The organism is Chitinophaga agrisoli (assembly GCF_008386695.1).
Taxonomy (GTDB): domain Bacteria; phylum Bacteroidota; class Bacteroidia; order Chitinophagales; family Chitinophagaceae; genus Chitinophaga; species Chitinophaga agrisoli.
The window spans coordinates 1,054,064-1,078,994 of sequence record NZ_VUOC01000001.1 but is presented as its reverse complement, the minus strand read 5'-3'; the positions used below and the strand labels follow the sequence as shown (position 1 = coordinate 1,078,994).

Here is a 24,931-nt window from a genome sequence, read left to right as displayed (position 1 = left end):
ATCGCGCATCTAAAACCGCATCTATGCAAACAGATTTTCTAGTGATTGGCTCGGGCATTGCAGGACTTACCTATGCTTTAAAAGTAGCTGAGTACTATCCGGATAAAAAGATCACCATTATTACCAAAACACGGGAAGACGAAACCAATACCAAATACGCACAGGGCGGCGTAGCCGTAGTGAATGACCTGGAGAATGACAGCTTTGAAAAACATATAGAAGATACGCTGATAGCCGGGGATGGCCTCTGTAACCAGCATGTTGTAGAGATAGTGGTAAAAGAAGGCCCGGAGCGGGTGAACGAGATCATTGAGTGGGGGGCCAATTTTGATAAGAACCCAGACGGGGAATATTCACTGGGCCGCGAAGGCGGGCACTCTGAGTTCCGGGTAATACACCATAAAGACGTTACCGGCAAGGAAATAGAGCGCGCCCTGCTGGCCGCCATCCACAGAAAAAGCAATATAGAGCTGGTTACCCACTGCTTTGTGGTAGACCTCATCACCCAGCACCACCTGGGCTACCTGGTAACCAAAAGTACGCCGGACATTGAGTGTTACGGCGTATATGTGCTGAACCTGCAGAACAAAAAAATAGAAAAGATCCTAAGCAGTGTTACCCTGCTGGCTACCGGCGGTAACGGACAGGTATACCGCAGCACCACCAACCCATCCATTGCCACCGGCGATGGGGTGGCCATGGTATACCGCGCCAAAGGCCGGATAGAGAATATGGAGTTTATCCAGTTCCACCCCACCGCACTGTACCAGGCTGGCGTAAACAACTCTTTCCTGATCACAGAAGCTGTACGCGGCGATGGCGGCATACTGCGCAATATACATGGGGAGGAATTCATGCATAAGTATGACGCCCGCCTGTCCCTGGCCCCCCGCGATATTGTGGCCCGCGCCATAGATAGCGAGATGAAGATAACGGGTACAGAGTATGTGTACCTGGACTGCCGCCATATGGACCCGGACAAGTTCATTCACCATTTTCCCAATATTTATGAGAAGTGTATGAGCATAGGCATCGATATCCGGAAGGATATGATCCCTATCGCGCCCTCTGCCCATTACAGCTGCGGAGGTATTAAGACCGATGAATGGGGCCATACCTCCATCAATAACCTGTACGCCTGTGGCGAATGCGCCAGCACCGGCCTGCATGGGGCCAACCGCCTGGCGTCTAACTCCCTGCTGGAGGCCATGGTATTCGCCCACCGTTGCTACCAGGATGCCGTACAGCGCATAAACTCCATTAAAGCCCCGGATAATGTACCGGACTGGGACGCCGCCGGTACCACCGCCCCCCGCGAAATGATCCTTATTACCCAAAGCCTTAAAGAGCTAAAGCAGATCATGAGCGATTATGTGGGCATTGTGCGCACCAATGAACGTTTGGAACGTGCCATACGCCGGCTGGATATGCTGCATGAGGAAACAGAGGTCCTGTACCAGAAAACAGAAGTATCGCCCCAGCTTTGCGAGCTCCGTAACCTCATTACCGTAGGCTACCTGATCGTAAAAGCAGCCGCCTTCCGGAAAGAAAGCCGCGGCCTGCATTATAATACAGATTATCCTTATAAGAGTGAGCTGGTGCAGAATATAGTGCTGTAACCTTAACTTTGCACCCTTTAACGCCGTGCAATTCAAATACATGTACTACCTGCTGCTCATATTCGCTTACGCCATTTCCCTGCTACCCCTGTGGGTGCTGTACAGGATAAGCGATGTATTGTACGTGCTGGTGTACCATGTGGCCGGCTACCGCAAACAGGTGGTAAAAGCCAACCTGATGCAGGCTTTTCCTGATAAAAGCCCCACAGAGATCAAGCGTCTTACCCGCAAATACTACCTTAACCTCACGGACATGATGGTGGAGACCATCAAACTGCTCACCATGAGCAAACGGCAGCTAAAACGCCGTTTTATCTGTGACCTGGGCGTATTACACCGCCTGTACGAACAGGGCAAAAGCTGCCAGCTGCACCTGGGACATAATTTTAACTGGGAATGGGCCAACCTTTTCTGCATACAGGGCGTACAGTTCCCCTTCCTGGTGGTGTACATGCCCATTACCAACAAGGTGGTAGACCGGCTGTTCCGCCATTTCCGGGAGCGCTCCGGCAGTCACCTCATCGCCACCAACGACATCCGTACCGGCATGGCCTCCTGGCTTAGCAAACAGTACCTCATAGCCCTGGTGGCAGACCAGAACCCGCCAGACCCGCGCCGCTGCTACTGGGTCCCCTTTCTCAATAAAATGACCGCTTTTTATAAAGGCCCTGAAATGACTGCCCGCCGGAATAATATACCGGTGGTGTTTGTGGATATACGGAAAGTAAAAAGAGGGTATTATAAAGCGCAGCTTACCCTTCAATTCGAAAATCCCCGGCAGGAGCCGGAAGGGCATATCACCAGCGCATTTGCCCAATTCCTGGAAAAGAATATACAGGAGCAGCCGGAAGTATGGGTATGGAGCCACCGGCGGTGGAAGCATGAATGGAAGGGATAGTCAATGTGCTAATGTGCAAATATGCTAATGTGCTAATGAAAAATGCGGCGACTACTATCCGCTCCCATCTATTAGCACATTAGCATATTTGCACATTAGCACATTAATTCAACGTTTCCTCCAGTTTTTTATCCAGTTCTTCGCCGCGGAGGTTTTTGGCGATGATCCTGCCTTCCGGATCCAGCAGGAAATTCTGTGGAATGGCCCTTATCCCATAATCTGCAGCTACGGCGCTATCCCAGTATTTCAGGTCAGATACCTGCAGCCAGGTGAGCTGGTCATCCTTAATAGCCTTGAGCCAGGCCTTTTTAGTGCTTTCATTATCCAGCGAAACGCCCAGGATCTCAAACCCTTTTGATTTGTAATGTTCGTAGGCCTTTACCACATTCGGGTTCTCTGCCCGGCAGGGACCGCACCAGGAAGCCCAGAAATCGATCAGCACATACTTTCCTTTAAGCGAAGAAAGTTTTATTACCTGCCCGGCCGTATCCGGCAATGAGATCTCCGGCGCCACCTTGCCTATGGCAGTACGGGCTATGTTTACGAGATATTTGTTATACAACTGGCCTGGAGCGGATTGCCGCACCTTTTCTGACAGCATACCAAAAAGCGCCTGTACCGTGTCCGCATCCGGAATAGCGCCGCCATATTCCTTAACAGTGTTCAGGCTCACCAGGGAATTGGGATGGCTTTTTATAAAGGCCAGCTCCAGGGCTTTTTTCTCCTGCTCATAGGCTTTCTCTTTTGCCTCCATCTTTTGCTGGAAATCTGCCGAGTTACGGGTGGCTTTATCCGCCGCCACATATTCGTTGTACATAGCCGCATACTGGAGATCCATGGGTGCCAGCGAGGTACGCAGCGCCGTGTATTCGTCATTAATTACGGAATTCTTTACGGCGGATTGGCAGATCGAATCTGCCGGCGCCAGCGTCATTTGGCCGGGCTCCAGGTACAGCGACAACCGGTCCTGTTTTCTCATTTGCCGCATATTGCTGCCGTCGTGGCTGATGATCAGGGTGGCGGTTTCCGGGTAGTCCAGTTTGCCGGTCAGTTCAAAATTACCGCCGCTCAGGTCTGCAGAGTCCAGGATGGTTTTACTGTTATAGCTGTAGAGCAGATAAGCCTTAGCCGGTTTATCCAGCTTGCCCACTTTCCCTTTCAGCGTAAAGCTCCCTTTTTGAGCCATTAACAGGCCCGGGGCGCAAACAAGGATGCTGATGAATAATCTTTTCATACGGATGATTTTATTAGTGCTCAAATATTTTCTCCAGTTCTTTTCCTATCTGCTCACCATCGCCCACATCACGCGCAACTATTTTGCCGCTGGGGTCTATGATCAATTTAGTGGGCAGCGCCGTAACGCCGTATTTGGCGGTGATATCATTCGGGCTTTCCTGGCCCTTCATGGCCTTTTCCTGATCCACGCCGGCAAGTGCATGATGCCAGATGCCGATGCCATCCTGCTCAATGGCCTTTTTCCAGGCGGCCTCACGGCCATCGTCAGAGGCGATCCCGATGATCTCCAGGCCCTTGCCCTTGTATTTGTTATACCATTGGATCAGGTGCGGATGGCTGTGCCGGCAAGGCACACACCAGGAAGCCCAGAAATCAAGGATCACGTATTTGCCTTTAAAGTCAGACAGTGATATTGATTTTCCATTGATGTCCATGGTCTTGAAATCAGTGGCCATTTGACCCGGAGAACCGGCCTCCATCCCCCTTAATATGCTCCCGATCGATTTGCCCAACCTGTCTTGCCGCTGCGCGGGACTAAACTGCGTGTAGATCTTTTTGATGGAATCTACACTGTAAAACGGCATGTAAAAGTTCAGGTAATATTCGGTGACGTAGGACTGGGGATGCGCCAGCATAAAGTCATAGGTTTTGCCATAACGCTGCGCTTCCAGCGTCCCCATTTTTTCGTTCAGCGCTTTTTTCTCCTCAATGTCCGTGGCTTTTTTATAGGCAGCCCGTAATGTGGCGCCTTCTTCGATGATCGGGTCCACAATCCCGTTCAGCGCCTCAAATTCTGCCTGGGTTTTGGAGCCGGTTAGCTTCAGCGCCTCCAGCTGTGCTGGCGTACCGGTGATCTGCATAGTACCGGGCTCAATGAACAGGAATTTGTAATCCTTCCCGGACTGCACATGGTCTTTTGCCATTTGCTGCCCCTTGTGAACGAACATAAGGGAGGCTGTGCCCGGACCATCCGTTTCGCCTTTGATGGTAAACCGTTGACCGATGACCGGCACAGCGGTTTCCATACGCTGATCGCCGGCGCCGGTATAACTAAACCGCACGCTGTCCGGGTTTCCGCCGTTTAATGTGCCTTCTATTACAAAAGGTTTGGGGGCAGTTTGCGCCAACAGGCAACCTGCACGGCAAAACAATACCGTTACCAATAAAATGCTGGTAGCTCTCATAATTTTTAGATTATTGTGTGTATCCCGGGTTCTGAGCACCTATCAATGGGTTACTGGTGAACTCTGAATGCGGAATGGGATAGATATATTGTTCTTTAGTGGTAATAGTAGGCCGCAGGCTGGTAACGGTAGCCAGCGGAAAACGCAGCAATGCAAAATAGTACTGGTCATCTTCCCCGGCAAAACTCCGGATGTATTCCACATAGGTTTCCCGCAGCAGCGCATCGGCTGTAAGGGCCTGCTCTACCGCCAGGTAATTAGTGCCGTTGTCCGTAGCCGTAATGCCAGCGCCCGCCTGTACCGCATGGATCAGCGTACGGGCGGAGGCCAGGTTACCGCCTGCGCGGACGGTAGCTTCTGCCGCCATCAGGTATACCTCTGCAAGCCGTATGGCGTAAGACACTTCTGACAGCTGTGTGGTAGCCAATCCTGGCTGTACGTATTTGATAAAGTAGAAGGTATTGGCTTTATCAGCATTCGGCTGACCTATGTACCATGACCGCCGCGGATCGTTCTGTAATATACTGTCCAGGGCACGGGTGGCTACATAAAAAGAGCTGCGGCGTACATACAGGCCGCTGGTGTTGTAATAATAATTACCCTGGGCTGCCTGGGGCGTTACGCCCAGGATCACTTCCTTACTGGTTAACCCTTTTACATAGAAGATATCCCGGGCATTGGGCTCCAGCACGTAATTTCCGGAATTGATGATGCTATCGCCCAGCGCGGCACAGCCGGTATAGTCTGCCTGCTGCCCACGGCTTAGTAAAACCCGCATTTTGAGGGCCATAGCAGCCCAGCGGGTAATGTATACATTGCTGCCGGTAGCAGCGGCGTTGGCGATAGCATAATCCAGATCTTCCAGTATAAACTGGTAGCTGTCTTTTACGCTGGACCTTGCGCGGGCATAGGTAGTGGAAGTAATGAATTTATTCTGCAGCAGCGCGCCATAAGCGCTGTTAATATCAAACCACTGTCCCATAAAAAGCAGCACTTTAAAAGTACCAAATGCCCGCAGGCACCGGGCCTCTGCCAGTATTTGCTCTTTTCTGCCGTTGGAGAACAGGTTATCCGGCAATATGGTTACCTGGTCTATAACGCCATTGGCCGCATTCACCAGGGTATAATACCTTCCCCAGTCGCTGTTGAAATTGGTTTTGCCCAGTACATTGCGGGCCTCGCTCAGGCTGTTATGCCCATCGTCCAATACCCCGGTAAGAATGCCCGGGTTCACCTGGTTGGTGGACCAATCGGTTTTTGTCTGGTCTGCATTGGCAAACCGGAAATAAACACCGTTAAGGGCTATATTGGCCGTTTGCTGGTTAATGATGGTATTGCCCTCTACCAGCGCGTCTTTTGGCGGCGCATCCAGCTGCTTCTTACAACTGTACTGGGCCGTGATGGTCAATAATGCAAATATGATGATGTGTGTTCTTTTCATGTTGCAATCTTTTAGAATCCAAACCTGAAACCCAGGATATACTGCCGGATGGTGGGATAATTATTAGAATCTGTATACCCGTCTACAATGCTGTACGGATCGTTGCTCACCTCCGGGTCCTGGCCGGGATAATTGGTGATCGTGAACAGATTGGTGGCAGATACATACACGGATGCAGACTGTAATTTGATGCGCTGCATAAACGCCTGCGGCAGCTGATAGCTGAGTGTAACAGATTTGAGCTTTATATAGGATGAGCTGTAAATATCATTGCTGGCCGTATAGTTTGCATTCTGCGTATAGATGAGCCGTGGCCGGTCTGTATTGGTGTGTTCAGACGTCCAGCGGTCCAGGATACGTACTCCCTTGTTGGTGAGGTCACTCACGGATTTGTTGGCAATATCCGCTGCATACAGGATATGCCCCCCATTTGAATAGGTGAACAGGCTGGTCAAAGAAAAGTCATGGAAATTGAAGGTATTGGTCCAGCCACCATAGAATTTGGGCGCGGAACTGCCAATCAGCGCATAGGTATCCGGGAACCCCTGCAACGCGCCTTCCTTATTTATCACAAACATGGGATCGCCTATGTTCACATAGGGATTAAAGAATGCATAGTAAGGGAAGGCCGCCCTATAATCTTCCAGCTGTTTTGTGTTCTGAATGATCCCGTCAAACCGGGAGCCTACAAACTGCCCTACGGGGTAACCGGTTCTCAGCACTGTATTGGACATAATATAGCTTTGCCCGTTGGAGCTGGTAACCCCGCCGCCATGATTGGGATCTGTATAGTCCATATTCAGCCCGGTGACCAAACTGCGGTTAAATGACATATTGAAGTCACTGCGCCAGGAAAAATGTTTGCCGGAAACGATGTTGCCGGATAGCTCTATTTCCAGGCCACGGTTACGGATATCTGCGAGATTAGCTATTATAGAAGAATAGGAAGAACTGGAGGGCAAGGGCTGGTTAAACAACAGGCCTGTAGATTTCTTCTCATACACACCCACGTTCACTACCAGTTTAGACCGGAACAGGGATATGTCGATACCTGCATCCTTCTGTAACGTCTGTTCCCATTTGATCCGGTTGTTACCCAGTTGAGAAGGGATCACGGCGTTGGTACCATTGTAGGATACGGGGGTGTATAAAGTACGGTACAGGTAATTGCCTATGTTCTGCGTACCGGTATATCCCATGCTGGCCCGCAGTTTCATATCATCTATCCAGGTAAGCCCTTTCATAAACCGCTCCTGGGAAATACGCCAGGCTACGCCACCAGAAGGGAAATATCCCACCCGGTTGTCGGAGGAGAATTTGGAAGAAGCGTCTGAACGGCCGGTAAAGGTGACCAGGTATTTATCCTTAAAGGCGTAGTTAGCACGGATATAAAAACTCAACAGCGAGCTTTGGGCGGAAGAAGATTGATTAGGCAGCGTAACGGCGGCAGAGCCCAGGTTATTCAGGATAAAATCGTCCGGGTAGGTTTGCCCGGAAGCCTGGAATGAGTTGAGCTTATCCTCCTGCCAGGAGGTACCCGCCACCACATCCAGCCTGTTATTGGCATCAAATTGTTTGGTGTAAGTCAGCGTATTCTCATACAGGTAGCTGGTGCTTTCCGTTTGCCCCTGCGAGCCAATACCGCCCAGGGAGCTGGAGGCGCCGCTGGCAGATTGTACTAAGGCTGATGATGGTGTATAGTTACGCTGGTGGTATTGATTATAGTTAATGGAGGCCTGGCTGCGGAAGGTAAGGCCATCCAGTATTTTGTATTCCACGGCCAGGGAACCCAGGAACAACCCGTTCTTACCCTGGTTAATGCCGTTCAGCAGCGTAAGGGGATTCTGAAAACCGTTGAAATCATACCCTCCCAGCGCGCTGCCGGTCAGGTTGGCCAGCGTACCATCCGGGTTATAGGGCGCCCGGGTGGGCGGCGCAAATAAAGCCTGGCCATAAGCGCCATTGGTGATGTTATTGGTAGAAAATGCATAGTTGATATTGGTAACGAATTTCAGCCGTTTGTTCACCTCATTGTCCAGGTTCACCTTGCCGGAAATACGTTTAAAATCCGTACCCTTTACCACGCCCTGTTGGTCTGAATAGGAAAGGGAGGCATAGTAACGGCTGCCCCTGCCACCCCCACGAACGGAAAGATCCGTGTTCTGCGTTAATCCGTTCCTTAATACCAGCGATAGCCAGTCCGTATTATCTGTACCCAGGTAGCTGGGATCATTCAGTATTTTATCCGCCGTAGCATCCGTAGGCTGACCCTGTGCCGTTAGCTCCTGGTTGTAATTGGTCGCGGCTTCTTTCAGGATCATCCGGTACTGGTCTGCATTTAACACCTTTGCCCTTACCGGCCTTGAAATACCGGTGTAGTTGTTCAGCTCAAAATAGGGCTTGGTATCGCGGGTACCTTGTTTGGTAGTGATGATAACCACCCCGTTGGCCGCTTTGGAACCGTAAATGGCGGTGGCGGAAGCATCTTTCAGGATATCGATAGAGGCAATATCGCTGATGTTTAACCCGGCCAGGCTATTGAGGCCTCTTGCATAAGCGCCGGAAATGGAGCTGGCAGGGTCGCTGAAGTTGGTGGAACGGGCAATGGGGTCTACCACTTCCCCGGGCGTTTTGATATAACGGTCTGTGGGCGTGATCTGTACCCCGTCGACAATATACAGCGGGTCATTACCCCCCAGTATGGAAGTGCCGCCCCGTACCCGGATATTGGCTACCCCGCCTGGAGAACCGTCCGACTGCACTACCTGTACGCCGGCGGCCTTACCCGCCAGGGCAATATCAAAGGTGGCAAACGGCACATCCCTGATCTCTTTTACGTTGATGGTGGATACGGAGCCGGTGAGGTCTTTCCTTTTAGTGCTGCCATAGCCTACTACTACCACCTGGTTCAAGGCTGCATTAGTGGCTTTTAGCTGAAAATCGATGGCTGGTTGATCGCCTACGGTGGCCTCCTGGGTCACATATCCTACAAAACTGATCACCAGCACATCCCCCCTATTGGCCGCAATAGTATATGCGCCTTTGTCGTTGGTGATGGCGCCCTTGCCGGTAGCGCGGTTCCTTACCGTTACGCCTATAAGGCCTTTAAAGTCCTCGTCAAAAACAGTCCCCTTGACCATGCGGGCCTGCTGTACAGGAGCGGCGGCATTGGGGATGTTTTCCCTTGGCATAAGCACAATGTTCCGGCCCATGATCTTGTAGGTCAGCGGCAGGTGCTGGAAACAACTGTCCAGCACCGTTTCAATACTGGCTTCCTGCAGGCTCACTGTTACCTTATAATTGTTCAGCGATGCTGCATCGTAGAAAAAGTGGAAACCGGATTGCCGGCTGATCTGTTCCAGCACCTTCTCAACAGGTGCGTCCTTCTCATTCAGATGAATGGTCTGACTGAAACCGTGGGCACTTACCTGCATAAGTGCTACCGTCATCAGGAAGGCAGTAATCTTGAAGATCATCAAAATTCTTTTTGAGAGCTGTGCGCAGGGCACAGCCGTAGTAAAAGAATGGAAATTCATTACTTTTGAGCAGTTTGGATTAATGGATTATGAATTCGAGTCTGATCCTTCTCCCTAAAAGGAGGCTTGATCCAAACAACTGGCGTAGAAGTGCTGGAACCACTTCTGCGCTTTTTTTTGGACCTATCCCCGGAAGTTGTGATTTTGGTTGTACGTGGTGATAGTTTACTTCATGTTGGTCTTGTTTTGCGCGTTCAGAAATTGGTCTTAATCAGTCTGGCATTACGATGATCGTTTTTCGTCCCCCGTTATCTTTTATCGTGAATTTTACTTTCAATAGTTGCAACATCGCCAGCACTTCTGTAATGCCGGCATTGCGGGTGATCTCGCCGGAGAAGCGCCGGTCCGCCATCTGGCCCTCGTAGCTTACATCTACATCATACCAGCGGCTAAGTTGCAGCATTACATCCTCCAGCGGCGTATCATTGAATTTAAAAAGGCCGTTCTTCCATGCCACCGCCATTTCTATATTGGCATTTTCATTCACCGTTATAGGATGGTTGTCCTGTACAAGGGCCTGCTGGCCCGGCGCCAGTGTTACCTGCTGCTGATCTTTGCCAACACGGATCTTGCCCTCCAGTAAGGTGATGATAATATTCCCGTTGTCCTTATAGTCATTAATGTTAAAATGTGTGCCCAGTACTTCCGTCCGCTGCCCGCCGGCATTTACCACAAAGGGGCTGGCAGCATTGGCCGCCACCTCAAAATAGGCCTCTCCCGTTAACTCTACTTCCCGTATCCCCGCCTGGAACGAGGCAGGAAAATGGATGGCGGACGAGGCGTTCAGCCATACCCTGGTACCGTCTGACAACACCAATTGGTACTGGCCGCCCGCAGGGGTGGCTATCCGGTTAATAGCGTGATCTCCCGCTGTGGCTTCATTGGCGGCAAACTGGTATTGCACCAATCCATTGGCCGTTTTTACAATACGTACATTTCCCTGGCGGGCCAGGGCGCCTTTCTGCACACTGTCCAGCACAATGGTTTCCCCGCTGGCGAGCGTTAGCACCGCTTTATTCCCACCGGGAACAATGGGTTTGGAAAGCGCCTGCGCGGGCGGCGCCTGCTTTTGTTGATATAACAGGAAAAAAGCAGCTGTTCCTATCAGTAACAGCAGGCTGGCGGCTGCCAGCCATGCAAGTGGAAAACGGCGAACCTTGACCGCCGGCAAAGCCGGCGGTTGCAAGGCAATGACCTGGTTAATCTGCTCCTCCGTTAACTCCGGAAGATCCTGCATTTCATAATTGTAGTACCAATACCTCAGCATAGCTACTTCAGTTTCACTACACTGCCCCTTTAGGTACCGGTCCAGCAAATCTTCAAATTCAGGAATGGTCATTGATGGTTGGTTTTATTAGTATGACAACTAACATAGTTGTCAGGGGCTAGTCTGTTTAAAAAATATTTTAGTGGTGGAAAACGGGGTACTCAGAATTTGAGTAACATCAGGCAATAAACTGCCAGCCCCAGGCGCATACGGAGTATTTTCAGCGCCGCCTTAATATGGTTCTTTACCGTGGCTTCGGAAATATGGAGACTTTCGGCGATCTCTTTATGGGACAAGTTCTCCTTACGGCTCAACAGGAAAACGATCCGCATTTTGGGGGGCAGGTTATCGATCTCCTTTTGGATCAGGGCTTCCATATCCTTTTCCCGGAGGCGGATCTCAGACGGGTTGGGGTGTTCCCGCAGCATTTGATGAAAAGAGCTGGCATACCGGGAAACAACATGCTGGTGTTTGATAAAGTTCAATACCCGGTTGCTTACCATCGTATACAGGAAACCGGCTAGGCTTAGCGAAATGTTCAACTCACCCCGCTTGTTCCAGAAAGCAGAAAATGCCTCCTGCACTATATCCCTGGCGTCTTCAAAATTACCCAGCTTTTTATAGGCATGTACTACCAGCTGGCCTTTATAACGGTTGTAGATCTCGGCAAAGGCTTGTTGATTGCCGCCCTGCATGAGCGATACCAACTCATCGTCTAATAAATCTCCTAAAGCTACCATGTAAAATGGTTACTGATTAATGACAAGTCTTCAACAATAAATTTTGTGGTGAGACGAAATAACGAACGTTGGTAATATAAAAGAATTCCAACAAAAAAGCGCCGTCCGGCCCATTTTTTTAGCAACAGCGCTACTAAAAACAAGGGGCTGACCCGCCATTGGAATACCGCAAAACACCTTTGCGGATAGTACAAACGCGTCAGCCCCTGCTTATAATAAGATCATTTACGCAGCGCCTTATCATGACCCGGCTGGGATCTTCAGCTTTTGTCCCGGATGTATCAGGTTGGGATCTTTGATCTGGTCCTTATTTGCCTCAAAAATATCTTTCCAGCTTACGCCCGGGTAGTTCTTCGCGATCTTGCTAAGGCTATCGCCGGATTTCACTTCGTAGACCTGTTCTGCCTGGCCGCCACCGCTTGTACTAATGTTCATCACAAGATCTGCAGACCGCATTTCAGGGTCCAGCTTCTCATAGGTATCCCATAACTGATCCTTTACCTGAGCGCTGGGGGCCGTGCCGTTTATATACAATACATTATCCTGTTCTGTTACCTGCAGGTTGCTGATGCCGGCGCTGTTGGCCTGGTCAATGAGTGATCTGTATTTATCCTGTAAGCTCATGACAATCGTTTTTAGGGGTTATTGTAATGTGAGTTTATTATGCACTTTCTTGGGCTTTGCTTCCTGGGCAGCCTGCATGATCTTACGCAGATCGCTCTTTTTAGCTTTACCTTCCAGTGTTACCTCTCCATCCATTACGGAAACGGTTACGCCGGAAAGGCCTGCGGCGTTGTAGGCAGAGTCAAGCGTTTTCTTTAATACATCGTCCGGGTTAATGCTTACGGTGGGCGGTGGCGTAGGTACCGCTACCTGAACATTAATGTTATTAACAACGGACTTAACGCCTTTTACATTCTTGGCCGCATCTTCCGCGGTTTGTTTGGAGGCCTCATCTGCGGCCTCGCCATTCAGGGTAACTACGCCATCCTGCACAGTAGCAGTTACACCGGGGGTGGCGGTGAGTTTTTCATTTACGGCCTGTTGTAACTTGCTGTCATTGGGTTTACAGCCAAACAGGCATACGCCTGCAACCAGCAGGCAGGCCATTAATAAAGATCTGTACTTCATGGTTAAATGATTTTACTAGGAATTTAACGAATAAGGGGGGAACCAGCAATTAAATTTCCATTTAAGTACCTGTTAATCAACAAAATGCTTAACTTAATTCTGGTATATGAGCTATTAAACTAATGTGCGGTACCAGGAATGCCACAAAATAAAAATGTGCAAATGACAATGCATCGCTGCATTTCATTTGCACATTAGCATATTAGCACATCAGCACATCAATTCAGCACATTCTTCTCTTTCTCGATCTCTATGCCTTTTTCTTCTTTTATTTTGGCAAAGCCGCCGTTTACGTTACGCAGGTTGTGGATACCTTCCCGTTTGAGCATGGAGCAGGCAATAATGCTGCGGTAGCCGCCCTGGCAATGCACATACAGGTTATGCAGATCGTCAAAGTCCGCCAGGTTGCCGGGATCCGCCATATCGCTCAGCGTAAGGTTCAGGGCGCCTTTTACATGCCCATCCGCATACTCCGCTGGTTTACGTACGTCCACTACCACCAGGTTTTCATCATGTGGCAGGTCCATGGCCAGTTCGTCTGCCTCTACGGTAATGATCAGGTCACGGTCTTCGCCGGCATTTACCCAGGTTTCATAGCCGCCCTCCAGGTAGCCGGTTACATTGTCAAAGCCTACCCGCGCCATGCGTACAATGGTCTCTTCTTCTTTACCCGGCGCAGTGACCAGGATGATCTCTTCGTCAAAAGGCAGCAGGCTGCCGGCCCATTCCGCAAAACGGCCTTCCAGCCCAATACTGATGGAACCAGGTACAAAACCGTCTACAAACTCATTGGCGTTACGGGTATCCAGAATAAGCGCGCCGGCGGCTATCCGTTCTTTAAATGCTGATATGGACAGGGGACGCAGGCTTTTTTCCATCACTGCCTGCAGCGCGTCATAACCTTCTTTATTGATCTTGGCATTTACCGGGAAATAAGAGGGGGGTGCTGCCAGGTCTGTGGTCACTGCTTGTATAAATTCATCTTTATCTGCTGCCAGCAATGCATAATTGCTGCGTTTCTCATCACCGATAGTGCTGTAAGTATCCGGCCCCAGGTTTTTACCACAGGCAGAGCCAGGCCCGTGCGCAGGATATACAGTTACGCTGTCCGGCAGGGTCTTTATCTTATTATTCAACGAGTCAAATAATAAACCCGCCAGTTCTTCTTTGGTGAGGTTACCGCTAAACAGGTCCGGACGGCCTACATCGCCTACAAAAAGCGTGTCGCCGGTGAATACGGCATGCGGCGCGCCTTGCTCATCTGATAACAGGTAGCAGGATGATTCCAGCGTATGACCAGGCGTATGTAACACCTTCAGCGTAACCTCGCCTATCTTAAACTCCTCGCCATCTTTGGCAAGGTATACGGGGAACTCTGTTTCTGCATTGGGCCCGTATACAATAGGCGCTTTGGTAGCAGCTGCCAGATCCAGATGGCCGGAAACAAAGTCTGCGTGAAAATGGGTCTCAAAAATATATTTAATGGAAACGTTATGCTCTTTGGCAAGGTCCAGGTACGCATCAATATCGCGTACCGGGTCTATCACAGCGGCTTCTCCTCCGGAGGCAATGAAATACGCCGCTTCAGAAAGACAATTAGTGTATAACTGCTTAATGAACATGGTTTTTGATTTGCTGCAAATCTACGAAGGTTTGAGGGTTTACTACGCAGCAGAGGGCATTAGTTTATTTATCATCCAATAAACAGAATTGATTAGTTGGAATAATATAGCGCCAAAAAAAGTATCCCGGTATGCGTCCGGGATACTTTTAAATATTATTTAATTACTGGTGGGGATAACTTAAAAAATTAGCCAACCAGTTCTTCCACAAACTTTGCCACTTCAGCTATGCGCTGCTTGTTGATAGTATAGTGGATAAATTTACCATCTCTCTCGGTAATTACAATGCCCGCCCGGCGGAGTATCGCCAGGTGCTGAGACGCTACGGACTGCTCCAGACGAAGCTTGACGTAGATCTCAGTTACAGTCATTTTTTTATGATCTTCCAGCAGCTTTATCATTTGCTGGCGCAGCTTATGGTTAATTGCGCGCAATACCATAGCCGCCTTTTTAACGGCAATGTAATCCAATTTGATTTGGTCTTTTTCATTGTTACCTCTCGAAATAATAAGAGTATTAGAAGAGGTCGTTAATAATGTTTTTTCCATCGCATAATAGTTTTTTAAAAATGATGAAATGAAAGGGATCAACGGACAGTTTTTAACCCTCACCTGTTAGAAAACAGTACTGGGTGTCGATTTATACAAAATTATAATATTTGTCACAATAAAAAAAACTTCTATACCTTATTTTTTCATATATAACCGGCGTTAGGTGCCAAAATGAGACAATTTGACAATTCGATGACAATCTACCACCAATGTGGGAGCCAAATGTGTATAAGGAAGGGCTAAAAACGCAAAAATTAAGAGAATGGTAATGTAAAAAGTCGGTTCTGAATAGTGAAAAAAGGATTTTTCATGCCATTCAATTGCACGTTTATAATGTAGCATTTATCATCATGCCTTTGCACCGGGCGTGTAAAAAGGCTTCAGATAATAGGGACTGAAATAAGCTACATCCTCAAACCGCTGTTGGCGGAAAGCCGCTTCAGATAAGGGTATCATGTGTTCTGCACTGATATGATAGGGCACAAAAGATGCATGTGTATTTTGTATCATTAATTGTTCCCATTTCATACTTCCATCGCCAAAGAAATATATTTTGCCACGATCCAGCCACTCTGTAAAAGCATCCGGCGTTAAGATCAAAGCCTGTGGCGCCATCAGCGTGCCTAACGCAGCGTCATATACGGCGGTGTATACTTCCTGCCGGCGCGCATCCAGCATCGGGCAATACATTGCATCCGTATCCTGCTGTTGTGCCAGTAAACCCTGCGCCATCATGTGCAGCGTGGAAATGCCCACCAGTGGCTTATTCCAGGTATAACATAAACCTTTGGCCGTAGCAACCCCTACACGTAATCCGGTATAAGAGCCCGGCCCGGCGCTTACTGCAATCGCATCCAGCTGCTCGGGTAATATTTGCTGCGTTTTTAATATCTCCTGTATGAACAGCGTTAAAACAGCCGCATGATCACGCTCCTGCTCATTCTTCAGCGTTTGTAATACTACGCCGTCCTTTGCCAGTGTCACGGACCCTATAGCCGTAGCCGTATCTATATTTAATATTATTGCCAACTGTTTACTGTTTATGTGCTTCTTCCTTTAACAACTCACATACACGATACCGCTCATCTCCTGTTATTTCGTATACGGCCGTTAATATATCATATACATGTTTAATGCCTATACGGGATGCCCATTCAAAAGGGCCATAAGGATAATTGGTACCTAACCGCATAGCGGTATCAATATCTTCCCGGGTGGCAGTGCCCGCCTCCGCGGTATAATACGCTTCGTTAATGATCATACACACCACACGCGGCGTTACCATACCTACCGCGTCCTGCACCAGGGTATATTGCCAGCCCAGCTGCTGCATAATGTTATCCAGTACGGTTTTTTGCCCTTCGTCCATTACCGCTACTTCTACCAGCGGCCGGTTAATAAAACCCGGCAGCCAGTTGCAGGCAATCACATTAAAGCCATGACTAAAGGCATATTGATGCATGAGGCCCGCCAGCGATGTTTTAGCCAAACCGGCCAACACAGGTACGCCCGGTGTTTTGGCGTACACAACGGCATGCTGCAGCGCATCATCCAGCTCCAGGTCTATCACCAGGTCAAAATCAGACAAGGTGACCAGCTCCAGATCATGCACCCGGCGCAGCTTATGCTCCCCAAGTCCTTTTTGCTGTAATTCTTTATAACGGACCTCATCCCCTATTACCAGGATGTTCATGGTTAAAAAGTTTTTGCAAACCTATCCCATTTTACTTAATAATTAAGGAGGAATATTCTTCCTCATTCTTACCTATTTTTACAACCTATGGAAAAACAGATCATCAACACCCAGGAGGCCCCCGCGCCTATAGGCCCCTATAACCAGGCCGTTAAAGCAGGTAATTTCCTGTTTGTATCCGGACAGATTGCCCTGCATCCCGAAACCAACCAGCTGGTGATGCAGGATATCAATGCAGAGACCCACCAGGTGATGCAAAACCTAAAACATATATTAAGCGCCGCGCAGATGGACTTTAGCCATGTGGTAAAGGCCACCATCTTCATTACAGATATGAACAATTTTTCTCAGATCAATGAAGTGTATGGTAAATATTTCAGCGGCGATTTTCCTGCCAGGGAGACGGTGCAGGTATCAGCGCTGCCTAAAGGGGTAAATGTGGAGATCTCTGTGATTGCGGGAAAGTAGTTACAATTATTCCCACAGTTTGATTATTCATCATGCGGGTTTGCAGCAAGGCAAACACGCAGATGAAAGATGTTGATGTTGATCATTGATGAATAGTCAAAATGTTGATATGAGAACGTGCGGATAAGGTACTTCCATCTGATACAGCTGGCCATATTTTATCCGCACATCCGCATCTATGCATCTTCGCATATCAGAACAACTGCGCCGCCAGCCGGGCGTCATGCCCATACACATCATCCCGGAAATTCAACTGCCCCTTACTATTCACGAAAGCCGTAAAATACCCTATAAATACCGGCAGTTGTCGTTTTATGGTCACATACTGCTCTTTGCTGCCATTCATCGCCTTATCGATCTTCTCCGGCGTCCAGGCCGCATCGTCCCGTAACAACCATTCCGCCAGCAGTTTGGGCTCTGCTACCCGTATACAGCCATGGCTAAAGGAACGTTTGGTTTCTCCAAACAGGTGACGGGAAGGCGTATCATGTAAATAGATATTATACTCATTCGGAAAAAGGAACTTCACTTTTCCCAGCGCATTGGATTTACCTGGTTTTTGCCGGATGATATACGGGAAATTGCCGCCGCCATATTTGCTCCAGCTAATGCTTCCCACCGGTATCACTTTACCGCTGGCGCCTACTACTTCCATATTCTGCCGGGCCAGGTAACTAGGATTGCGTTTTACGGCTGGTAATATTTCATTGCCCAATATACCCGGGGGCACATTCCAGTAGGGGCTAAATACAATATACCGCATAGGCCGGGTAAAGATCACCGTACTGGCGCCAGGTTTGCCTACCACTACATTACAGCTCCAGGCCAGCTGCCCTTTATCATATACATGCAGCTTAAACTCCGGTATATTCACCAGCAGGAACTCCGGACCGGGATCTACCGGTATCCAGCGCATACGTTCCATATTTACCAGCACCTTCCGGATGCGTTGCTGCAAAGGCACATTCAGCGCATTCAATACCGGCTGCTGAAGGGTGCCATTCACGGTAAGGCCCATACGATCCTGGAAACTGCGTATAGCCGTATCCAGTGCCGGCGTAAACAAAGCGCTGGCATCCGCTGTGGGCAGGTCGCCCCAGGCATGTAACCGTTGCTTAACAACCGCTATCACCGCCGCGGAATCTCCTTTCTTATAGGTTTTTTTATCCGCCGGAATAGAATCCCAGTGTTCATGCGCGTCCATATCCACCAGCTTTTTAAGCGCCGCCCGTAAGGTGATATAATAACGGTTCACCGGTTCTTCAAAGGCATTACTGGGCCGCTGTACCAGGGAGTCCAGCAGGCTCTCCATATCCAGTTTCTTACGGGGAATGAACCATTCCAGGTCCTTGGCCGTATCTGATGTCATACCGCCCCATTCCTTGTTACCATAAACAAAGAACTGGCTGGTAAGCTGCAATTCCAGCTGGGTAAGGTCTGCGGCACTACTACCGCTGCTGTCCTGGATCACCTTCTCATATAATTGCTGCAGTATGGGCGTTACCACCGCGGTATCCGGCATACCCGGCGGGGCATCATTGCGCACCATGTTCAGGAAATTGCCCGCCTGCTCCGTTAGCCGCCCTTCGTTGGAGATCCAGGCATAATGATAGTTCCGCTGCTGGTAAAAATTCCGGATCAGATCACTGTAGGCGCGGTAGCCGGTATCGGCTTCCAGGAAACGGTGCAGGGCATTGCTATCCAGCACCCGGTCAATATATGCCTGTTTGGTGTAATGGCTGGAATCACGTGCCAGTGGCGTGTGGGCCGGCTGCGATTGGCGGCAGGCCGCGGCAAGTGCCAGTAACAAAACAATGAAAAAATACGGTCTTCGTAGCTGCATAAACGAACAAGTGATTTTATACTTCATTTTGGTAATTTGTCCCCATCCTGCTATTTTTAAACAAATTTCACCTAAATAAGTTTGCCCATGCCTCCCAAAGCATTAAAAGACATTCCCGGCCGCCTGACTGTACCAGGCCATACCGGACGGTTTATCCACGGAGAAAAAAGCACATTGGCCTTCTGGGAAATTACGGAAGGATCTGTATCGCCCCTGCATCAGCACATGCATGAACAGATCACCTATATTGCTGAAGGCATTTTTGAAATGCAGTTAGGGGAAGAGGTGTATACCCTGCACCAACATGATACCCTGCTGATCCCCTCCAACACTGTACACGGCGGAAAAGCAATTACAGACTGTAAGATCATTGATACGTTCTGCCCGGTGCGGGAAGACTATAGATAAGTGCGGATGATTGCAAAAAATTTGTGCAGATGAATAAACGCGGTCTTCGCATTCATTCATCTGCACATTTGCATATTTGCATATTATAACTTGATTTCTTCGTCGCTGGCGTCGAAAAAGCGGTATTCTGTCAGGTGGTAGTTAGTATCCGCTTTCACCCGTATCCATTTCTTGAACTGGAAATACCATTTCCATTGGCGGCTGGTCAGGAAGCCTTTGGTGAGGAAAGCGTATAAGATGGGATGCACCCGGATGGTCAATCCTTTATGCTGATGATTGATCAGGTAGTGCAGGTTCTTTTCTATATCGTCGATGATCAGTACAGAGGCGCCTATTTTGCCGGTACCTTTGCAGGCCGGACAATCTTCTGCTACAGAAATGGTCACTTCCGGTTTTACGCGCTGGCGGGTGATCTGCATCAGCCCGAACTTGGAGATGGGGAGGATGGTATGTTTAGCCCTATCCTGCGCCATGAATTTTTCCATGGCTTCGTACACCACCTTTTTGTTCTCCGGCAGCTTCATATCAATGAAGTCAATGATAATGATGCCGCCCAGGTCGCGCAGCCGTAGCTGCCGGGCAATTTCCGCCGCCGCTTCCAGGTTGCTGGCCAGGGCATTCTGCTCCTGGTTATTGCTGGAGCTTTTGTAACCGCTGTTCACATCTATTACATGCAGCGCTTCCGTGGCCTCAATAATAAGGTACACGCCGCTATCCAGGTTCACCGTTTTACCAAACGAGGCTTTTACCTGGCGGGTAATACCATAGTGATCAAAGATGGGGGCGCCGTTATGGTAATAGGTAACAATATCCTGTTTTTCCGGGGCTATCTTCTGAATATAGGCACGGGTATCAGAGTAGATGTTCTTATCGTTGATAACGATGCGGTTAAAGCTCTCATTCAGCAGATCACGCAGTATGCTGGTGGTCTTTGCCTGTTCGCTCAGTATCTTCTGCGGCGGCTGTGCGCTGCGCAGGTTAGCCTGTATATTCTTCCAGGTCTCTACCAGGGTGGTCAGATCCTCGTGCAGTTCCGCTGTTTTCTTACCTTCTGCTGCTGTACGTACAATAACGCCAAAATTGGGCGTTTTTATAGCCTCTACTATCTTTTGCAGGCGTTTCCTTTCTTCGGAAGAGTGTATCTTTTTAGATACCGCAACAATATCGTTAAAGGGTGTTAACACGATGAATCTTCCGGGAAGGGATATTTCACAGCTCAGGCGGGGGCCTTTAGAAGAGATGGGCTCTTTTAGTATCTGTACGAGTATGTTTGGCTTACCGCCAAGCACGTCAGTGATCTTACCGGTCTTTACAATTTCCGGTTCATTCTTGAACTTTGTAAAATCAAATCCTTCCGGGGATTTATCTGAAATGGCCTGCTGAGTGAATTTGAGGATAGAGCGTATATAAGGGCTAAGATCAGTATAATGCAGAAACGCATCCTTTTCAAAGCCTACATCTACGAAAGCCGCATTAAGGCCCGGGATGAGTTTTTTTACTTTTCCCAGGTACAGGTCCCCAACTGCAAAATTAGGATTGCCGCTTTCATGATGCAGTTCCACTAACTTCTTATCCTCGAGCAACGCTATCTCCACACCGGTGGGTGCCGCATTTATAATAAGTTCCTTATTCAAGCGTCCAAATTTTTTACCATTATAACTTCACCTATATGGCTATGCCATCAGTTGTACTTTACAACTAACCGCACACCAAAAAATCGCCAACTGTATAACACAATCAGCATATTCGTCACGTACGTGATGATGGATTGCTTAAGGGTTTAGTGATCTGCAGGTGATATTCCGGGAATGCTGTTGCGGGATCTTTATGGAAATTACCTGCATGACATTGGCAATTTAATAAATTGAGAGCAATTCACAATTAAATAATCATCGCCAAAAATCATGCAGGCTATATGAAAAAACTTTCTGATCTCGCTTCGCAATATACCTGTTTAAGTATAAATGGCGGGAAACAGGAGAAATACTTATTTCTTATTTTTCTTATGCCGGTTCTTTCTTAACCTTTTCTTACGTTTGTGGGTGGCTATTTTATGTCTTTTTCTTTTCTTACCGCAAGGCATACTTTAATAAGTTTTTAAATGTTTGAAAAAATAAAATATTATTGAATGCTTTTAATGTAACCGTCTATTTCTGCCTTGAGTTCCGGGTCTTTTAATAATGACTTGCATTGCTGAAACAATGCCACTGCCTTCTTCACATCCCCTTTGCTCCTGTAAGCTTCTGCTAGCACAAAATAAACCTTCGCTTCTTCCGGGTGCTTCTGGAGCAATGTTTCCATACGCTCAATGGCTTTATCATACTGACCGGATTGTATAGCCAGGTTACCTAAGGTTAGCTGTGCCTCAATATTATCCGGATGTTCTGCCACGATTGCCCGCAGTTTCTGCACGCCCACCATCGGTTCCCCGGTGTTCATATATACCAGGGCCTGTTGTATCTTCAGGGAGTCATTGTCAGGGCTGAGTGTAATAGCCTGGTCCAACAGTTGAATGGCCTCATTGGCCTCCCATTTCATAACACCGGACTCTTGCGCGTGCTGCAGGTGCTCCAAAAATAAATTGGCTGCAAAGGTGAGGCTTTTTTCGGAATTTTCCAACTTAGCGGCTTCCCCCAGATAATGGGCGGCCACAGGCATTTGGTTGAGACTATCCCAGGCACTATACAATGCCTTGAAAGCAGCTATTTGCTGATGCTTCACATCTCCTCTTACCACTTTATTCTCCAACGAATTAATCAGCAGTAGCTTTTCAGCAGGGACTTTTGCTTTGGCAGACGCCAGCAGATCACTGAATGAGATGGATTTTACGTCCTGACCGCCGCCCATCATGGGCGCTGCGGCAGTTGGCATAGCATTTTTATCAGGCCGGGGTATTGTACGGCCAAAAGCAAGCAATACAACGAGTAATGCTACAGCGGTACCTACCAGGAGAACTTGTGATTTTCGCATGCCTAAAATTATTAGGCTGCAAACTTAAGAACTTTTAAGCTTCTTTACTTCAGCAACAAATTCTTTAGAAGGCTTAAATGCCGGAATGTAGTGCTCCGGGATCTCCACGGCTACATTCTTCTTAATGTTACGGCCAATCTTGGCGGCTCTTTTCTTAGTGATGAAACTACCAAACCCCCTGATATAAATGTGCTCGCCATTTGCCAGCGCTTCTTTGACCTCCTTAAACATGGCCTCGAGTGTTACTAACACATCTACTTTGGGGATGCCGGTTTTTTCAGCAATGTTGTTTATCAAGTCAGCTTTTCTCATAATTGAAGCGGAGGATTACTTATTGTCTCAAAAATATTTAAAAAAATTATAATTACTGAGTTTAAACAAGATAAATTTTATCTTTTTTCCTTATACCACCCTCATTCATACTTATAACCTGTTTATATTGAATAAGTTTTGTCCTGCTCAAATATCATGCAAAAGGATCGGCCAGGAAGGGTTTACATGCCTATTTGCAATACCTTTCCAATGGTTGGAAAAATTTCACAAAACCATTGAGTAACGAATATACAAAAAATAATATTCATATTGGATTATTTTTTTTGTCCATTCTTACACATTATCCGCCGGCATGCCCGGTATATATTATTATCCCCCCACCCCGTTCACCCGGCTTATTTGTACCGCCACACATTATCTTTGCAGCGCATGAAGGCTTTTTTCACTGATAAACTCCTGTCCTGGAATCAATTACACAATACCCGTACCATGCCCTGGAAAGGCATCAGGGACCCGTACCGTATCTGGCTCTCGGAAATAATCCTCCAGCAGACCCGGGTAGAACAGGGCCTGCCTTATTATGAACGGTTCATTACCGCCTACCCTACCGTAAAAGACCTGGCCGCCGCTCCGGACGAAGAGGTCTTCCGTCACTGGCAAGGCCTGGGATATTATGCCCGCTGTAAGAACATGCTGGCGGCCGCCCGCCAGATCGTAAGCGAATTCAACGGCCGCTTTCCGGATACCTTTGAGCAGATCCAGTCCCTCAAAGGCATTGGCCCTTATACCGCGGCAGCCATCGCCTCCTTTGCGTTCAATCTTCCCCATGCCGTGCTGGATGGCAACGTTTTCCGTATACTGGCCCGTTACTTTGGTATAACCACCCCCACGGACAGCACTGCCGGCAAAAAGCAGTTTGCCGCCCTGGCCCAGGAGCTTTTAGCGCCAGGCCAGTCCGCCATCTATAACCAGGCTATCATGGATTTTGGCGCGGTAATGTGCAGACCCCAGCAGCCGGCCTGCCCGCAATGCCCGCTGGCGGCCAAATGTGTGGCCCTGCAGCAGCAAACTGTTGCGCAGCTGCCCGTTAAATCCAAAAAGCTGGTCATCAAAAAACGTTACTTCTATTATATAGTACTGGAATACAAAGGCCAGGTATTTATCCGTAAACGTACCGGCAACGATATATGGCAAAACCTCCACGAATTTATATTGATGGAAACACCAGCCCCGCTGGACGCGGGTAAACTGGAAAGCGAGCCTGCTTTTACTAGCTTGCTGCAACAAACGCCTTATACCCTGGATGGCATATCTGCTGCGTTTAAGCAGCAGCTTACCCATCAGACCATCTATAGCCAGTTCATACTGCTTACAGCCGTCAAACAGCCTGCTATAACAGATTACATGGCAGTGCCACGCGCCCGGTTAGAACAATATGCGTTCCCAAAAACCATCACTGATTTCCTCCAAAACAGGTCATTGGGGTTGTTTTAGCGCCTATAAAAATTTCTGCGTCGATTGGAAAAAAATATTAACTTTAAAGAGGTTGTTTATAAGAAGAACATTTCATCAATAGATTAAATCCTACAACTATGAGAGGTGTTAATAAAGTAATCCTGATTGGCAACTTAGGAAGGGATCCGGATGTACAATTTTTGGAAGGCAATATTGCAGTAGCTAAATTTTCTCTCGCTACAACAGAAACGTTTAAGGACAGGGCCGGTAAGCTCATTTCACAAACAGAATGGCATACCGTGGTTTTATGGCGGGGTCTGGCTGAACTCGCACAAAAATACCTGCACAAAGGCAGTCTGGTATACATTGAGGGACGCCTCCGTACCCGCAGCTGGGAAGACAAGGAAGGCAACAAGAAATTCGCTACGGAAGTAGTGGGAGATAACCTGGTAATGCTAGACAAACGCATGGACCTGAACAATGCAGAACACGCTATCCATCATAGCAATACAGGCAGTTCTACAGGCGAAAATTTCCCCAACATGGAAATACCTCCTTCCATGAGCGAGCCGGCAGATGACTTGCCCTTTTAAACC

Annotated in this window: 23 protein-coding genes; 7 read left to right on the top strand and 16 right to left on the bottom strand. The window is 48.4% G+C overall.

The features are described 5' to 3' along the window. Positions 1 to 23 precede the first annotated feature (23 nt). Positions 24 to 1,619 carry an L-aspartate oxidase gene (gene nadB, locus F0L74_RS04465; protein ID WP_149836613.1) on the top strand — a complete coding sequence of 532 codons (1,596 nt, stop codon included), beginning with the start codon at positions 24 to 26 and terminating at the stop codon, positions 1,617 to 1,619. 40 nt (positions 1,620 to 1,659) lie between these two features. Continuing rightward, complete coding sequence (locus F0L74_RS04460; protein WP_149836612.1) at positions 1,660 to 2,517, top strand: lysophospholipid acyltransferase family protein; 858 nt, start codon at positions 1,660 to 1,662, stop codon at positions 2,515 to 2,517. Between the two features lie 103 nt (positions 2,518 to 2,620). On the opposite strand, the gene F0L74_RS04455 is transcribed toward F0L74_RS04460, so the two are convergent. Genes F0L74_RS04455 through F0L74_RS04440 form a run of 4 tightly spaced genes read right to left on the bottom strand, consistent with a single transcriptional unit; the run spans position 2,621 to position 9,854 of the window. After that, on the bottom strand, positions 2,621 to 3,751 hold the full coding sequence (locus tag F0L74_RS04455; protein ID WP_149836611.1) for a TlpA disulfide reductase family protein: 1,131 nt from the start codon (positions 3,749 to 3,751) through the stop codon (positions 2,621 to 2,623). A gap of 13 nt (positions 3,752 to 3,764) precedes the next feature. Beyond that, positions 3,765 to 4,937: a TlpA disulfide reductase family protein gene (locus tag F0L74_RS04450; RefSeq protein ID WP_149836610.1), complete on the bottom strand. Its 1,173-nt coding sequence runs from the start codon at positions 4,935 to 4,937 to the stop codon at positions 3,765 to 3,767. 10 nt (positions 4,938 to 4,947) lie between these two features. After that, positions 4,948 to 6,378 carry a RagB/SusD family nutrient uptake outer membrane protein gene (locus tag F0L74_RS04445; RefSeq protein WP_149836609.1) on the bottom strand — a complete coding sequence of 477 codons (1,431 nt, stop codon included), beginning with the start codon at positions 6,376 to 6,378 and terminating at the stop codon, positions 4,948 to 4,950. An 11-nt stretch (positions 6,379 to 6,389) separates the two neighbouring features. After that, positions 6,390 to 9,854, bottom strand: coding sequence for a SusC/RagA family TonB-linked outer membrane protein (locus tag F0L74_RS04440; RefSeq protein WP_149836608.1), 3,465 nt, complete (start codon positions 9,852 to 9,854; stop codon positions 6,390 to 6,392). Between F0L74_RS04440 and F0L74_RS34005 the strand changes: the two genes are divergently transcribed. Beyond that, positions 9,844 to 9,972 carry a hypothetical protein gene (locus tag F0L74_RS34005; protein ID WP_262714224.1) on the top strand — a complete coding sequence of 43 codons (129 nt, stop codon included), beginning with the start codon at positions 9,844 to 9,846 and terminating at the stop codon, positions 9,970 to 9,972. The two genes, F0L74_RS04440 and F0L74_RS34005, sit on opposite strands and share 11 nt — an antisense overlap. Positions 9,973 to 10,125: 153 nt before the next feature. Here the strand turns inward: F0L74_RS34005 and F0L74_RS04435 are convergent, their stop codons facing one another. The 8 genes from F0L74_RS04435 to F0L74_RS04400 form a co-directional block, all read right to left on the bottom strand. Then, positions 10,126 to 11,181, bottom strand: coding sequence for a FecR family protein (locus tag F0L74_RS04435; protein ID WP_213086888.1), 1,056 nt, complete (start codon positions 11,179 to 11,181; stop codon positions 10,126 to 10,128). A gap of 161 nt (positions 11,182 to 11,342) precedes the next feature. After that, the gene (locus tag F0L74_RS04430) at positions 11,343 to 11,921 is read right to left on the bottom strand and encodes an RNA polymerase sigma-70 factor (RefSeq protein ID WP_149836606.1); all 579 of its coding nucleotides are present in this window, start codon (positions 11,919 to 11,921) and stop codon (positions 11,343 to 11,345) included. Positions 11,922 to 12,161: 240 nt separating this feature from the next. Continuing rightward, on the bottom strand, positions 12,162 to 12,545 hold the full coding sequence (locus F0L74_RS04425) for a LysM peptidoglycan-binding domain-containing protein (protein WP_149836605.1): 384 nt from the start codon (positions 12,543 to 12,545) through the stop codon (positions 12,162 to 12,164). 18 nt (positions 12,546 to 12,563) lie between these two features. Next, on the bottom strand, positions 12,564 to 13,052 hold the full coding sequence (locus tag F0L74_RS04420; protein WP_149836604.1) for a BON domain-containing protein: 489 nt from the start codon (positions 13,050 to 13,052) through the stop codon (positions 12,564 to 12,566). Between the two features lie 218 nt (positions 13,053 to 13,270). Continuing rightward, positions 13,271 to 14,674: an MBL fold metallo-hydrolase gene (locus F0L74_RS04415; RefSeq protein ID WP_149836603.1), complete on the bottom strand. Its 1,404-nt coding sequence runs from the start codon at positions 14,672 to 14,674 to the stop codon at positions 13,271 to 13,273. Positions 14,675 to 14,862: 188 nt separating this feature from the next. After that, positions 14,863 to 15,222 (bottom strand): ArsR/SmtB family transcription factor, encoded by a 360-nt coding sequence (locus F0L74_RS04410; RefSeq protein ID WP_073084462.1) that lies wholly within the window; start codon positions 15,220 to 15,222, stop codon positions 14,863 to 14,865. Positions 15,223 to 15,573: 351 nt separating this feature from the next. Then, positions 15,574 to 16,254, bottom strand: coding sequence for a tRNA (adenosine(37)-N6)-threonylcarbamoyltransferase complex dimerization subunit type 1 TsaB (tsaB, locus tag F0L74_RS04405; RefSeq protein WP_188315853.1), 681 nt, complete (start codon positions 16,252 to 16,254; stop codon positions 15,574 to 15,576). A 4-nt stretch (positions 16,255 to 16,258) separates the two neighbouring features. After that, positions 16,259 to 16,918 (bottom strand): 3-hydroxyacyl-CoA dehydrogenase family protein, encoded by a 660-nt coding sequence (locus tag F0L74_RS04400; protein ID WP_149836601.1) that lies wholly within the window; start codon positions 16,916 to 16,918, stop codon positions 16,259 to 16,261. 87 nt (positions 16,919 to 17,005) lie between these two features. On the opposite strand from F0L74_RS04400, the gene F0L74_RS04395 reads away from it, so the two are divergent. Beyond that, positions 17,006 to 17,386, top strand: coding sequence for a RidA family protein (locus tag F0L74_RS04395; protein WP_149836600.1), 381 nt, complete (start codon positions 17,006 to 17,008; stop codon positions 17,384 to 17,386). 193 nt (positions 17,387 to 17,579) lie between these two features. On the opposite strand, the gene F0L74_RS04390 is transcribed toward F0L74_RS04395, so the two are convergent. Next, a complete protein-coding gene (locus tag F0L74_RS04390) occupies positions 17,580 to 19,229 on the bottom strand; it encodes a L,D-transpeptidase family protein (RefSeq protein ID WP_188315852.1) in 1,650 nt (549 codons plus the stop codon). Between the two features lie 87 nt (positions 19,230 to 19,316). Between F0L74_RS04390 and F0L74_RS04385 the strand changes: the two genes are divergently transcribed. Further along, the gene (locus F0L74_RS04385; RefSeq protein ID WP_149836598.1) at positions 19,317 to 19,637 is read left to right on the top strand and encodes a cupin domain-containing protein; all 321 of its coding nucleotides are present in this window, start codon (positions 19,317 to 19,319) and stop codon (positions 19,635 to 19,637) included. Between the two features lie 83 nt (positions 19,638 to 19,720). On the opposite strand, the gene F0L74_RS04380 is transcribed toward F0L74_RS04385, so the two are convergent. The 3 genes from F0L74_RS04380 to F0L74_RS04370 form a co-directional block, all read right to left on the bottom strand. Then, positions 19,721 to 21,271 carry an Rne/Rng family ribonuclease gene (locus tag F0L74_RS04380; RefSeq protein WP_149836597.1) on the bottom strand — a complete coding sequence of 517 codons (1,551 nt, stop codon included), beginning with the start codon at positions 21,269 to 21,271 and terminating at the stop codon, positions 19,721 to 19,723. Positions 21,272 to 21,758: 487 nt separating this feature from the next. Then, positions 21,759 to 22,607, bottom strand: a complete 849-nt coding sequence (locus tag F0L74_RS04375) for a tetratricopeptide repeat protein (RefSeq protein WP_149836596.1) — start codon at positions 22,605 to 22,607, stop codon at positions 21,759 to 21,761. 24 nt (positions 22,608 to 22,631) lie between these two features. Then, the gene (locus F0L74_RS04370) at positions 22,632 to 22,919 is read right to left on the bottom strand and encodes an HU family DNA-binding protein (protein WP_029464490.1); all 288 of its coding nucleotides are present in this window, start codon (positions 22,917 to 22,919) and stop codon (positions 22,632 to 22,634) included. A 390-nt stretch (positions 22,920 to 23,309) separates the two neighbouring features. Here F0L74_RS04370 and mutY point away from each other — a divergent pair, with 390 nt between their 5' ends. After that, positions 23,310 to 24,374 (top strand): A/G-specific adenine glycosylase, encoded by a 1,065-nt coding sequence (gene mutY / locus F0L74_RS04365; RefSeq protein ID WP_149836595.1) that lies wholly within the window; start codon positions 23,310 to 23,312, stop codon positions 24,372 to 24,374. Positions 24,375 to 24,472: 98 nt separating this feature from the next. After that, positions 24,473 to 24,928, top strand: coding sequence for a single-stranded DNA-binding protein (locus tag F0L74_RS04360; protein ID WP_089907311.1), 456 nt, complete (start codon positions 24,473 to 24,475; stop codon positions 24,926 to 24,928). Positions 24,929 to 24,931 lie beyond the last annotated feature (3 nt).